This is a genomic window from Haemophilus aegyptius (assembly GCF_900475885.1).
In the GTDB taxonomy this organism is placed as follows: domain Bacteria; phylum Pseudomonadota; class Gammaproteobacteria; order Enterobacterales; family Pasteurellaceae; genus Haemophilus; species Haemophilus influenzae.
On the sequence record NZ_LS483429.1, the window covers coordinates 104,762 to 119,218 of the forward strand.

10 protein-coding genes and 1 pseudogene are annotated in these 14,457 nt (G+C 38.9%); 1 reads left to right on the forward strand and 10 read right to left on the reverse strand.

Annotated elements, in window-relative coordinates; translation table 11 throughout:
• Entirely contained in the window at nt 1–1,533 is a 1,533-nt protein-coding gene (locus DQN49_RS00510) for a DHA2 family efflux MFS transporter permease subunit (protein WP_006995558.1), read from the forward strand.
• A 12-nt stretch (nt 1,534–1,545) separates the two neighbouring features.
• Here DQN49_RS00510 and DQN49_RS00515 read toward each other — a convergent pair whose 3' ends face one another.
• The 10 genes and pseudogenes from DQN49_RS00515 to purH form a co-directional block, all read right to left on the reverse strand.
• A complete protein-coding gene (locus tag DQN49_RS00515) occupies nt 1,546–2,316 on the reverse strand; it encodes an SPOR domain-containing protein (protein ID WP_006995557.1) in 771 nt (256 codons plus the stop codon).
• A 233-nt stretch (nt 2,317–2,549) separates the two neighbouring features.
• Nucleotides 2,550–5,629: pseudogene (acrB, locus tag DQN49_RS00520) on the reverse strand (multidrug efflux RND transporter permease subunit AcrB).
• A gap of 17 nt (nt 5,630–5,646) precedes the next feature.
• Nucleotides 5,647–6,843, reverse strand: coding sequence for a multidrug efflux RND transporter periplasmic adaptor subunit AcrA (gene acrA / locus DQN49_RS00525; protein ID WP_006995554.1), 1,197 nt, complete (start codon nt 6,841–6,843; stop codon nt 5,647–5,649).
• Nucleotides 6,844–6,874: 31 nt separating this feature from the next.
• Complete coding sequence (acrR, locus tag DQN49_RS00530; protein ID WP_032824449.1) at nt 6,875–7,438, reverse strand: efflux transporter AcrAB transcriptional repressor AcrR; 564 nt, start codon at nt 7,436–7,438, stop codon at nt 6,875–6,877.
• Nucleotides 7,439–7,680: 242 nt separating this feature from the next.
• Nucleotides 7,681–8,928: an ATP-dependent RNA helicase RhlB gene (rhlB, locus tag DQN49_RS00535; protein ID WP_006995552.1), complete on the reverse strand. Its 1,248-nt coding sequence runs from the start codon at nt 8,926–8,928 to the stop codon at nt 7,681–7,683.
• Between the two features lie 117 nt (nt 8,929–9,045).
• A complete protein-coding gene (gene yacG, locus DQN49_RS00540; RefSeq protein ID WP_005681585.1) occupies nt 9,046–9,252 on the reverse strand; it encodes a DNA gyrase inhibitor YacG in 207 nt (68 codons plus the stop codon).
• Nucleotides 9,245–9,865 (reverse strand): dephospho-CoA kinase, encoded by a 621-nt coding sequence (gene coaE / locus DQN49_RS00545; RefSeq protein ID WP_013527294.1) that lies wholly within the window; start codon nt 9,863–9,865, stop codon nt 9,245–9,247. Before coaE ends, yacG begins: the two co-directional genes overlap by 8 nt.
• Before the next feature lie 70 nt (nt 9,866–9,935).
• Nucleotides 9,936–11,201, reverse strand: a complete 1,266-nt coding sequence (glyA, locus tag DQN49_RS00550) for a serine hydroxymethyltransferase (protein ID WP_005648164.1) — start codon at nt 11,199–11,201, stop codon at nt 9,936–9,938.
• 123 nt (nt 11,202–11,324) lie between these two features.
• Nucleotides 11,325–12,614 (reverse strand): phosphoribosylamine--glycine ligase, encoded by a 1,290-nt coding sequence (purD, locus tag DQN49_RS00555; protein WP_006995550.1) that lies wholly within the window; start codon nt 12,612–12,614, stop codon nt 11,325–11,327.
• 94 nt (nt 12,615–12,708) lie between these two features.
• Nucleotides 12,709–14,307, reverse strand: coding sequence for a bifunctional phosphoribosylaminoimidazolecarboxamide formyltransferase/IMP cyclohydrolase (gene purH / locus DQN49_RS00560; protein WP_006995549.1), 1,599 nt, complete (start codon nt 14,305–14,307; stop codon nt 12,709–12,711).
• Nucleotides 14,308–14,457: the final 150 nt, after the last annotated feature.

The following is a 14,457-nucleotide window of genomic DNA, read 5'->3' on the forward strand; positions in this document are numbered from 1 at the left end:
ATGGACAATTCCGCAAAAAAATTCCCGCCTATTCAAGGTGGTGCCATGATTTTATTAACGCTGGTCTTATCTCTTGCCACCTTTATGCAGGTATTAGATTCTACCATTGCAAATGTGGCAATTCCTACTATTGCTGGCGATCTTGGCGCATCTTTTAGTCAAGGCACGTGGGTAATTACTTCTTTTGGGGTAGCAAATGCGATTTCTATTCCAATAACGGGTTGGTTAGCAAAACGTTTTGGCGAAGTGCGGTTATTTTTAGTCTCAACTTTTTTATTTGTTGTCTCTTCTTGGCTCTGTGGGATTGCAGATAGTCTTGAGGCGTTAATTATTTTTCGCGTCATTCAAGGTGCTGTCGCAGGTCCAGTGATCCCTCTTTCGCAAAGTTTATTATTAAATAATTATCCACCAGAAAAACGCGGAATGGCATTGGCATTTTGGTCAATGACTATTGTGGTTGCGCCTATTTTTGGCCCAATTTTAGGCGGATGGATTAGCGATAATATCCATTGGGGATGGATCTTTTTTATCAATGTTCCGATCGGTTTGTTAGTTGTGCTAATCAGCTGGAAGATTTTGGGAAGCAGAGAAAGTGAAATTGTTCATCAACCTATTGATAAAGTCGGTTTAGTTTTACTTGTCTTAGGCGTGGGATGTTTGCAATTAATGCTTGATCAGGGTCGTGAGCAAGATTGGTTTAATTCTAATGAAATCATTATATTAGCCGTTGTTGCTGTCGTTTGTCTGATTGCCTTGGTTATTTGGGAATTGACAGATGACAATCCTATAGTGGATATTTCGCTTTTCCATTCTCGTAATTTTAGCGTAGGGTGTTTATGTACTAGTTTAGCCTTTTTGATTTATCTAGGTTCTGTGGTATTAATTCCGCTCTTGCTACAACAAGTCTTCCATTACACCGCAACGTGGGCAGGGCTTGCGGCTTCCCCAGTTGGATTATTCCCAATTTTGCTTTCACCGATTATTGGGCGTTTCGGTTATAAGATCGATATGCGAATTTTAGTGACGATAAGCTTTATTGTATATGCAATAACATTTTATTGGCGAGCGGTAACTTTCGAGCCATCAATGACATTTGTTGATGTAGCTTTACCACAATTAGTGCAAGGTTTAGCGGTGTCCTGTTTCTTTATGCCACTTACTACAATAACGCTGTCTGGCTTGCCTGAGCATAAAATGGCTTCAGCCTCTAGCTTATTTAACTTTTTGAGAACTTTAGCGGGTTCTGTAGGAACATCTTTGACCACATTTATGTGGTATAACCGTGAAGCTGTTCACCACACTCAATTAACAGAACACATTAATCCTTATAACCCAATTTCCCAAAGTTTTTACCATCAAATGAATCAATTTGGTTTAAGTGATACGCAAACTTCAGCTTACCTCGCTCAACAAATAACATCGCAAGGATTTATTATTGGCGCAAATGAAATATTTTGGTTATCAGCTATGGGATTCTTAGGATTGTTTATTGTGATTTGGTTTGCAAAACCACCTTTTGGTACTCAGCATTAAAATAAATATATATTACATACCAATCACAACACAATCGGTAACAGTTTTAGCTCTACTTTGCGCCTGTACTGCAAGCTCTCGAGTATCAAAACTTGCTACACGAACACGGTTCCATTCGCCGTTAGTTTGTATTTGAGCATTTAATCCTGTCATCTGTAAACGACCTTGCAAATTTTCAGCTTGAGCTCGATTTTTAAAAGCACCGCATTGTAAACCAAATTTCTTGCTATCCCGTACATTATTAACCGTTTTTATTTGTTCTACTTTTTTTGCGCTTTCAATTTTCTGTGAGTCTTGCTTTTTAATTGATTCCGATTTTACGATTTCTGCCTCTGTATTTTTCATATCTTCCGTTTTTTTGGATTGAGTTCTCGTTGCATCTTCTATTCTCTGTTGCTCAGCCAGTTTTCTAGCTTCATCAGCCGCTTTTTGATCTCTTTCCATTTGAATTAAAACTTGACGTTGTTCTTCTGTTAAACGCATATTTTGTTCTACACTCGCTGGATTATTATCTACAGGTACAGTACGCGTTTCTAAGGCTTTAATATAACTCCACACTTCCTCTGGACGATTAGGTAACACACTTTTAGGTTGAGCTTTTTCCTGTTGTGTTATAGCTTGCTGCACGCTTACCTTACTGTTCTTATTTTTCAACAAATAAAGTCCAACAACAAAAACTAGAACAATAAATAAAGCAAGAAAAATCAAGACATTTGTATTCTTTTTCTTATTTTTTTTCTTATTATTTGAGCTACGACGCGCAGCAAAATCTCGATGTGCCACAATAAATTCCTAGATTTGAAGTGATAATTTTAATAATTCAACAAAATTCGCTAAGTTTACTGAAAAATAGTCTTTAAATAAAGACTAACATAAGTGGATTATTTATATAATTAACAGAATAAAAAAATACCGCACTTATGCAGGTTATGCTCAAAAAAGTTGGATAAACAACTATTTATAAGTACGAATTACGTAAGATAACCTAAGTGCGGTTTGTTTTTTCTATGTTTTAATTAGTGGGTTGTTTTATTTTCATCAAAAACCGGTAATGGTTTGTGTTCAGTTGCGACATAGCTATATACTACAGGCAAGACGAACAAGGTGAAAATAGTACCAATGGATAATCCCGCTACAATCACTATCCCAATACTAAAGCGAGATACCGCTCCTGCACCTGTTGCATAGAGTAATGGAATTAAACCAGCTACCATTGCCGCCGTTGTCATTAGGATTGGCGTAAACGTACTTTTGCAGCATGAGTGATTGCCTCAATTCGAGTTTTACCATGGTTAAGCTGTTCTTCTTTTGCCACTTCGCACATTAAGATACCGTGTTTGGTGATTAATCCCACGAGAGTAATCAACCCAACTTGAGAGTAGATATTTAATGTTGTTCCTGCGATGCTAAAGAAGGATAAAATATTTAAGCTCACTAATGCACCACTTACGGCTAATGGTACAGAAATCATAATTACCATTGGGTCACGTATAGATTCAAACTGAATGGCAAGCACCAAGAAAATAATTACAACAGCAAGAATGAAAGTCGTCGTAAGTGCATTACCCTCTTGTACTAATTGACGAGCTTCGGATTTGAAATCATAAGTGTATCCTTGTGGCAAATTATCATTTGCCTGTTGTTGAAGCCAAGCAATGGCATCACCACTTGATGTACCCGGCATTGGTACAGCACTGATTTCAGCCGAATTTAATTGGCTGAAACGCGGTAATGATGTTGGCTGAGTTTCTAATTTCATACTAATAACACTACTTAATGGCACTGATTGACCATTAGATGCAGTTAAATAATAATTTTGGAAACTTTCTGGCGATAAGCGATCATCTCGTTTTACCTGCGAAATGACTTTATAAGCGCGTCCATCCACATCCACACGCGTAACTGTCGCACCAGATAAGAAACTCCCTAAAGTATTACTGATTTGTTGCATTGTAATACCGTAAGTACCCGCTTTCTCTTTATCTACTGAAATTGTCATTTGCGCTGTGTCATAGGTCAAATCTAAATTTGTATAAATAAATTTGCCAGAGTCTTTCATCGCACTGAGGAATTTCTCTGCGGTGTTTGCCAAAGATTTATAATCTTGTGCAGTTTTCAATACAATAGAGACTGGAGGGCCTTGTTCCCCTGTATCAATTTCAGGAATGTTAAATGCTGATACTGACACTTCTGGAATTGATTTTGCTTTTTCATTAATTTCATTCATTATTGCAGATTGTTTACGTGAACGTTCTTTCCAATCTTTCAATGTGATGATATTTAACGAGCTATTAGAAGTTGGCGCACCAGCAATGCTCATACCAAAAGAGACTTCGGGTGTTTCCATTACATTTTTCATATATGGTTGCATTGCATTTTGAATGTAATCCACATTTACGCTAGATGGCGCATTACCAATTGCAATAAATGCGCCTTTATCTTCATTTGGCGTTAATTCACTAGAAAGTGAATTAAACAAAAATGGGAGCGTTGAGAAAATCACGACCGCAAAAGCCAGCATTGATTTACGATTGAGCATAACGAGATCAAGCATGTATTCGTAAACACGATTTACTTTACCTAAGGTATGTTCTACGCGTTCTTCCATCCATGTTGGTTTAGCATTGGATTTGAGTAACTTACTACTCATCATTGGCGATAACGTTAATGCCACAATACCAGAAATAAATACTGCACCAGCAAGGGTTAAAGCAAACTCTTTAAACAATGTGCCGGTAATGCCGCCCATTAAAGCCATTGGTGAGTAAACTGCGATCAATGCGATAGTCATAGAAATTACAGGCACGGCAATTTCACGCGTACCAATAATCGCCGCTCGGAATGGCGTTTCTCCCGCTTTAATATGACGATCAATATTCTCCAGCACCACAATAGCATCATCTACAACTAAACCTATGGCAAGAATTAAAGCAAGCAAGGTCATTAAATTAATAGAAAAGTTGAAACTTTGTAGCAGCATTAATACGCCAATAAGAGAAATTGGAATAGCCAAGATTGGAATTAAAATAGCACGGAACGAACCGATAAACATTAAAATTACCACTAAAACGATCAAAGTAGCTTCACCAATAGTTTTTATGACCTCGTGAATAGAGCTATTAATAGCAATAGTGCGGTCATAAAGAATATCGCTTTCCATACTGTCTGGCAGTTGTGTTTTTATACTTTCATATAAAGGGCGAATTTTTTCTGCGACAGTCAAAGGGTTTGCTGTCGAGGTTGGATTGATGGCTAACACAACGGACTCTGCGCCATTTGCCGTAGCACGCGAATTATCACTTTCTTTATTTAATTCAACGGTTGCAATATCACGCAAACGCACTAAATCATCGCCATTTGATGAAATAATTAAGTTGCTGAGTTGTTCCACTGATTTCGTTGTAGTCTCTACTTTATTACGATAACTCACATAATAGCCATTATCGTTCCCCGCAGCCGTTTGTACATTATTTGCAGAAAGGGCAGACATCACTGTTGGCACAGAAAGATTTTGAGCTGCCATTTTTTGTGGATCTAGCCAAATACGTAATGCATATTCAGCTGCACCAAATACCTGTACTTCGGCAACACCCTCAATGGTAAAAAACTGTGGTTTGACTACACGATTGATGTAATCAGTTACCTGACTAGAATCTAGTTTTTTAGATCGGAAACTGATATACATAATACCGCTCCCACCTGAAGAAGAGGATACACTAGGATCTTCAATACCATTTGGTAATGCTGACTTTACTGCATTCACTTTGGCTAACACATCTGCTAACGCGCCTGCAGGATCGGTATTTAATTTCATTTTTATTGTAATAGTCGAACTACTAGGCGCACTAGTCGAAGACATATAATCAATATTATCGGCTTGCGCGATAGATTCTTCCAATTTTGACGTAACAAATGCTTGGATTAAATTCGCATCTGCCCCTGGATATGCGGTACTCACTGTAATGACTGTAGTAGTCATTTTAGGGTATTCACACACTGCCAATTTCGAGATTGCTTGCAACCCTAAAATAATCATTAACAAACTAATTGAAACTGCTAAAACAGGACGACGAATAAATATATCGGTAAATTTCATTCGGATTTCCTCATACATTAAAGTGGTGTTTTATGTGCAGGCTCTACTGCACCCACAATGTCTTTTTTAATCCATTCCACAAGACTTCCATTACCAATACCTTGCTGACCGCCTGTAATAATTTTATCTCCCACTTTAACTTCATTTCCCTGTAATTGAGCATAAACACCTTGACGATCTTTAGTAAATACGGTGATCTGTTTCGCACGATAGAGACGATCCAATTTTTCATTACCTGACATTTTTCCTTTTTCTTCTTCAGATAATGGTTCAAGTAAATAGGCAATTTCGCCATACATATTGTAGCTAATAGCTACTTGTGGAACGACAACTTGATTTGTTTCAGTTGGAAGCGCAATGCGTAAACGAGAGAACATACCTGAAAGCAATTTATGCCCATCTTCAGGATCAAAAGTAGCCTGAACATCAACTAAACCTGTTGATGAATTAATGGCAGGTTCAATAGCCGTGATTCGAGCTGAAAATGTTTCGCCCAAGCGAGCATCTGTTGTCGCTGTAACGCGCTGACCGATATGTAATTTATCTAAATCATTTTGTGAAAGAGCAAAATCCACTTTCATTGAGCTAGTATCTTCTACACGCACAATTTCTGTTCCAACATTCACATATTGACCCACATTTACTTTCACAATACCTGCTTTGCCATCAAATGGCGCAACAATTTTACGGCGCTCAATTACTGCTTTTAAAGATTCGATATTGGCTAGTTGAGCGTCATAAGCCGCTTTTGCGTTATCCATTTCTTGTCGTGAAACAGCATTGCTTTTCAATAAATTCGCATAACGTTGATAAGTTTGGCGAAGAGCTGGGAGTTGTGCCTGTGCGGCTTGTAGGCTTGCATGTTCTACTGAACTGTCGAGTTCAATGAGTAAATCGCCTTTTTTCACTTGTTGGCCATTTTGCACAAGTACTTGAGAAATCGTACCTGCATTTTGTGTACTGAGCATTGCGCCTTGATTTGGACGCACAAGACCTGTTGTGTTAATAACTGGCGTCCACTCACGTGGTTGTACTTCAAGTGCGGTCACTGGGCTTGAAGGTTCTGGCATTTCTGCAATGGCTCGGCTTATCATTACGCCTTTTATCATATTAAAACCGATGACACCGACAAAAATTAAGACAAATACCACTAAAATTATTTTCATAAAGAAAATATGTGAGCGTTTTGGTCTTTGATGTTGAGTTTGACTCATGTTTAAAGCTCCGTTATAAAAATAGCAACAATTATTTCTGAATCGCACGCCAAGAGCGTTCAATCACAGATTCTAAAATTTCAGGCTTAAGATCGAAATCGATAAATTTTGCATCAGAGGCTAAATTTATCGCCGTTTTCAAACTTAATAAAAAGAGAATATCTTCAGATAATTCCGCTAATAAGCCAGCTTTTTGGGCTTGATGACAAAATAAATCCCAACGGCAATTTTTAATGTTTTTACAAATATCCTTGAAATTCGGCAAAGATTCATATTGCTTTAAATTGGATAGAATAGTGGGATTTTCTTGTAAGAAATACCAAATGTTTTTCCACATTTGTCGATACTGTTCGAAAAAAGGTTTCGTTTCATCAAAATCTTTTTCAAGTGTTGCCATAAACATTGAAAACACTCTGTGTGCAAATTGTTCAAGCAACTCATCTTTGTTTTTAAAATAAAGGTAAATCGTTCCTGCGGCTACATTTGCTTCTTTCGCAAGTTTGTGCATAGAAAGTTGATTCAACCCTTCTTTTGCCATTAAACGATCTGTCGCTGAAAAAATCTGTTCAGCTAAGTCTGTTTTAGCTTGTCGCATAAGATCCTTGAGTAAAATAAGGAGCAATAATTGCTCAAAAAATGAATGATCGTTCATTTTATTTATTTTTTGTTTTTTGGCAAGTTAAAAAACAAAAAACGTAACAATACTTATCTGTAGGTAAGCCGTAAACCCACAAGATGAATGATGAACAAAGGAGGATATAAAAAATAGGAATATAAAATGCAGTCAAAATTAACCGCACTTTTCATCATTAAATAAATGCGTGGACTGAAGCCCACCTATTTTGTGTGATAAGAACGATGTCTTGTATGTCCTTGCGGTGGCACCGCACGTTTCAACCGATACGGTTTCGGCAGTTCAAGCAAGGCTTCTGTTTCATATTGGCTCACAGGGATAGAATGGCCAATATATTCTTCAATTGCTGGTAAATTCATCGCATATTCTTCGCAAGCAAAACTAATCGAAACACCACTTTCCCCTGCTCGTCCAGTGCGGCCGATTCGGTGAACATAATCTTCTCGATCATCGGGTAAATCATAATTGAAAACATGCGTCACATCAGAAATATGCAAGCCACGAGCAGCCACATCTGTTGCCACTAAAATATCCAAATCACCATCAGTAAATTGTTTTAATAACGATAAACGTTTTTTCTGTGCTACATCGCCAGTCAGTAAACCGACACGATGCCCATCAGCCGCCAAATAGCCCCAAATTTCTTCACAACGATGTTTCGTATTCGCAAATACAATACAGCGTTCAGGCCATTCATCTTCCATTAAGGTTAAGAGAAGTGCCATTTTATCCTGATTAGATGGATAAAAAAGTTCTTCTTTAATGCGATGACCTGTTTTTTGTTCAGGTTCAATTTCAATATATTCAGGGTCATTCATATCTTCAAATGCTAATTCACGCACTTTATAAGAAAGCGTCGCTGAAAATAACATCGTTAAACGAGCTTGCGGAGCGGGGCATTTACGCAATAAATAACGAATATCACGGATAAACCCAAGATCAAACATTCGATCTGCTTCATCTAGCACGACAACTTGGATTTCATCTAAACCAATTACGCCTTGTTTCACATAATCAATGACTCGCCCCGTCGTACCAATCAAAATATCTACGCCACACTCAATCGCTTGTAGTTGTTTATCATAACCATCGCCACCATAGGCAAGTGCGGTCTTTAATCCACTCGCTTTTGCAAGAAATTCTGCGTCATTACTAATCTGCACCGCTAATTCTCGAGTAGGCACTAAAATCAAAGCTCTTGGGTGAGGATATTTAAGATTAGGATCTTGGTGGGTTAAAAGATGGTGAAAAGTAGCCGTTAAAAAAGCCATTGTCTTGCCTGTACCAGTTTGAGCTTGTCCTGCAACATCTCGTCCATTTAAACTGATAGGCAAGGATAAAGCCTGAATTGGGGTACAAAAATCAAAGCCTTTTTTTGCCAAAGCATCTCGTACAATCGGGTGTAGAGGAAGCGCGGAGAATCGTTGTTGGCTTAAATAATCTTGTTGCATAAAAATCACATTTTAGAATAATAAAATTACGTTTAGCATAGCATTTTTAGGAAAAATCCTCAAAAAAAGCACCGCACTTATAAAAATTAACCGATAGGGTTTCCTATCGGTTAATCTCTATTTAATGCTCCATCCGTCACTCACATTTGGATCCATTGCAAAATCAGCAGTATCACTTGGAATCGCTTTTTCTTCAGCCACCCATTCGCCAAGATCAATTAACTGGCAACGTTTGCTACAAAAAGGTCGAAAAGTACTTTCATTTATCCAAGGCACAGATTTTTGGCAAATCGGACAAGGTACTTCAATCATTTCGTCAGACATTTTTATTTTCCGCTTGTTGTAAATAAAACTGGTGCAATTCTAGCACCTTTTGCTGCAAGTGCGGTAAGTTTTGGGCCAGTTCAGCATCATTATTAATCACATCATCCGCCCATTTCAAACGCTCTTGTTGAGAAACTTGAGAATTCATAATTCGTTGAATTTGTTCAAAATTATTGTTATCTCGTTGAGCTGAACGAGCAAGTTGAGTTTGTGGACTCACATCCACCACCAAAATACGATCACAAAGTGCGGTCAATTTATTTTCTATTAATAAAGGGACGACAAATAATGTGTAAGGCGCAGTTTGTTCAGCGAGTTGTTGTTTCATTCGTTCACGAATAGCGGGATGTAGAAGGTTATTTAACCACAATTTATCTTCATCATGGTTAAACACTCGCTCTCGTAAAGCCGCGCGATTAAGCTCGCCTTGTTCCGTTAAAATTTGAGCCCCAAAATGTTCAACAATTTTTGACAATAAGGGGGAATCTTTCGCGACGACTTCTCTAGCAACCACATCCGCATCCACTAGAGGTACACCAAGATCGGCAAATAAATTAGCAATCATTGTTTTACCACTACCAATGCCACCAGTTAAGCCAACAATATAAGTCATATAATTTCCCATAAAAAATAAGCGGCGATATTAATCGCCGCTAAACATATAATCAACGAAAGAAAATAAATCATTTCGGATAAACTGGAAGACGTTTACAAATTGCTAATACTTTTTCTTTAGTTTCAGCAATCACTTGTTCTTCATTTTCTTTGCCTAAAGCATCTAAAACATCACACATCCAGCCAGCTAATTCACGCACATCATTTTCATTGAAACCACGGCGAGTCACAGATGGTGTACCTACACGGATGCCAGAAGTGACGAATGGTTTTTGCGGATCGTTTGGTACTGCATTTTTATTCACGGTAATATTTGCTTTGCCTAATGCCGCATCAGCTGCTTTACCTGTTAATCCTTGTTTAATGAAACTTACTAAGAACAAGTGGTTTTCAGTACCATTTGACACAACGTCATAACCACGTTGTTTAAATACTTCAACCATTGCTTTTGCATTTTTGATTACATTTGCTTGGTATTCTTTATATTGAGGCTCTAATGCTTCTTTAAAGCAAACTGCTTTTGCCGCAATAATATGAACTAATGGACCACCTTGATTTGCAGGGAATACGGATGATTGTAATTTTTTGTAGATTTCTTCATCGCCACAAGATGAAAGAATTAAACCACCACGCGGACCGCCCAATGTTTTGTGAGTTGTTGTTGTCACAACATGTGCATGAGGCAGTGGATTTGGATATAAACCCGCTGCAATTAATCCTGCTACATGCGCCATATCCACAAATAAATATGCACCAACTTCATCTGCGATTTCACGCATTTTCGCCCAATCCACAACTTGTGAATAAGCCGAGAAACCAGCAACGATAAGTTTTGGTTTACATTCTAATGCTTTTTGACGAACGTCTTCATAATCAATTAAGCCATCCGCAGTAATTCCATAAAGTACGGAGTTATAAATTTTGCCAGAGAAACTGACTTTTGCCCCGTGAGTTAAATGACCACCGTGAGCCAAATCCATACCTAAAATAGTATCGCCTGCATTAATCAATGCACCATACACTGCAGCGTTTGCTTGTGATCCAGAGTGCGGTTGAACATTCACGTAATCTGCACCAAATAATTCTTTCGCACGGTCAATTGCTAACTGTTCCACAATGTCCGCATACTCACAACCACCGTAATAACGTTTACCTGGATAGCCTTCCGCATATTTATTAGTGAATTGTGAACCTTGCGCTTCCATCACACGTGGACTCGCATAGTTTTCAGATGCAATGAGTTCGATATGTTCTTCTTGACGACGATTTTCATCTTGAATCGCTTGCCACAATACTGGATCGTAATCAGCGATAGTCATATTTCTTGTAAACATTGTGTTCTCCTGTTATGTAATTTATGGCAGATAGTTTAACTGTTTATGGATAAAAATTTAATTAAAATTTCATTCCTAAATTTTCATCACTTAAATGAAATTAATTCATCATAATGATATGGATTATTTTTGCAACTCTCGTTCCACAGCCCTGTAACCAATATCTCGACGATAAAAACGCCCAGACCATTGAATTTGCTCAGCCAATTTTAACACTTTTTGTTGTGCTTCAAATACACTTTCGCCTAACGCAGTCACACAAAGTACACGACCGCCGTTTGTGACTAGCTTGCCTTCTTGTTCTGCGACACCCGCTAAGAAAACTTTCTCGTTTTTGACCGCACTTTTAGGCAATCCGCTGATTTCATCGCCTTTACGATAATCCTTTGGGTATCCCTCTGCAGCCAATACGATACCTAAAGAAGCTCGTGGATCCCATTGTGATATTACTTCATCTAATTTGCCGTCACATGCTTTAAGACAGAGTTCAACAAGGTCTGATTTGAGACGTAGCATTATTGGCTGCGTTTCTGGATCGCCAAAACGGCAGTTAAATTCGATCACTTTCGGCTGCCCATTTGGCATAATCATTAATCCTGCATATAGGAAACCCGTGTAAACATTGCCTTCCGCTGCCATGCCATTAACGGTTGGGTAAATCACTTCCTTCATAATGCGACTATGAATTTCGGGTGTTACTACTGGTGCAGGCGAATACGCACCCATACCGCCTGTATTTAACCCCGTATCATTTTCGCCCACACGTTTATGATCTTGGCTAGTCGCCATAGGTTCTACGTTTTTACCATCTACCATGACGATAAAACTGGCTTCTTCGCCATCTAGAAATTCTTCAATCACTACTCGGCTGCCCGCTTCGCCAAAGGCATTACCAGAAAGCATATCGCGTACTGCATCTTCGGCTTCTTGCAATGTCATCGCAACGATTACGCCTTTACCCGCCGCCAAGCCATCCGCTTTAACGACAATTGGCGCGCCTTTCTCACGCAAGTAAGCCAATGCTGGTTCGACTTCGGTAAAGTTTTGATATTCCGCTGTTGGAATTTTATGACGAGCAAGGAAATCTTTAGTAAATGCTTTTGAACCCTCTAATTGTGCCGCTGCTTGAGTTGGCCCAAAAATCTTCAATCCAGCTTCACGAAATGCATCAACTACCCCAGTCACTAAGGGGGCTTCAGGACCAACAATGGTTAATCCAATTTGTTTATCTTGAGCAAATTTCACTAATGCGGGAATATCTGTCGCAGAAATATTCACGTTTTCTACTTTGTGTTCCAATGCGGTACCCACGTTACCCGGTGCGACAAAAACTTTATCTGCTAATGGAGATTGTGCAGCTTTCCAAGCCAAAGCGTGTTCACGACCGCCGTTTCCGATGATGAGGATGTCCATGTTGTAGTCCTTGCGTATGCCTAATTTAAAAAAGTACGGCTATTTTTTACCTGCAATTCCCCCTCTTTTGTAAAGAGGGGGATAGTTAGATAAATTAATGTCTAAAATGTCGCATTCCAGTCAATACCATTACCATATTATGTTCATCCGCCGCATCAATGACTTCTTGATCGCGCATTGAACCACCTGGATGGATCACACATTGAATACCCACTTTCGCTGCCGCATCAATGCCATCACGGAATGGGAAGAACGCATCAGATGCCATCACACAACCAGCCACGGTCAAGCCCTCATCCTGTGCTTTGATACCTGCAATTTTGGCCGAATACACACGGCTCATTTGACCTGCACCAATGCCGATAGTTTGATTGTCTTTGGCGTAAACAATGGCATTGGATTTCACAAATTTTGCCACTTTCCAGCAGAATAATAAGTCTTTTAATTCTTGTTCAGTTGGCTGACGTTTACTCACGACTTTTAAATCATCCACGCCAACCATACCTAAATCCGCATCTTGTACTAATAAACCGCCGTTTACACGTTTGAAATCCAAACGTTCGGAACGAGAAGTCCATTCACCACATTCAAGCAAACGCACATTTTTCTTACGTTTCACGACTTCTTGCGCTTCAGCAGAAACTTTCGGTGCGATAATCACTTCAACGAATTGGCGTTCCACAATTTCATTCGCCGTTTTTTCGTCTAATTCACGGTTAAAAGCAATAATGCCGCCAAAAGCAGACGTTGGATCGGTTTGGTAAGCGCGATTATAAGCGTCTAAAATATCCTTACCTAACGCCACGCCACATGGATTGGCATGTTTAACGATTACGCAAGCTGGCTCGTCAAATTCTTTCACGCATTCAAGTGCAGCATCAGTGTCGGCAATATTATTGTAAGACAAGGCTTTACCTTGCAGTTGATTAGCTGTAGCCACGCTCGCTTCTTTCACATTTAAATCAACATAAAATGCCGCATTTTGATGGGCGTTTTCGCCGTAACGCATAGTCTGTTTACGCACGAAGTTAAGGTTTAAAGTTCGTGGGAATTGACCGCACTTCGCATTCGCCTCTTCTTCCTCTGCAATATGATAAGGTTTTACTAGCTGACCGAAATAGTTGGCAATCATAGAATCATATTGAGCGGTATGTTCAAATGCTTTAATCGCAAGGTCAAAACGAGTTTCAAAAGTTAGGCTGTTTTGATGTTGATCCATTTCGGCTAGAATTGCGTTGAAATCATTGTTATTAACTACGATCGCCACATCTTTATGGTTTTTCGCTGCAGAACGAACCATTGTTGGACCGCCAATATCGATATTTTCTACCGCATCAGCCAAAGTGCAATCAGGTTTTGCCACAGTGGCAGCAAAGGGATATAAATTCACAACGACCATATCAATACCTTCAATGGCATGTTGCTGCATGATGGCATCATCTGTACCACGACGACCAAGAATCCCGCCATGTACTTTGGGATGTAAGGTTTTCACTCGACCGTCCATCATTTCTGGGAAACCTGTGTAATCAGACACTTCCATTACAGGTAAACCATTTTGTGCTAAAAGTTTTGCCATTCCACCTGTTGAAAGTAGTTTTACACCACGTTTAACTAAACCTTGAGCAAACTCTACAATACCCGTTTTATCAGACACACTCAGTAAAGCCTGACGAATTGGACGATCTGCCATTGTATTTTCCTTTCATTAAATAGTTAAAAATAAGCGATGAGAATTATAACGCAAACGTTTGCTTAAATATAGAAAAGATTAAATATAATTTCTTAAAGTGCGGTAAAAATACGATAAATTTCAGGCATAAAAAAGCCCACATAAATGTGG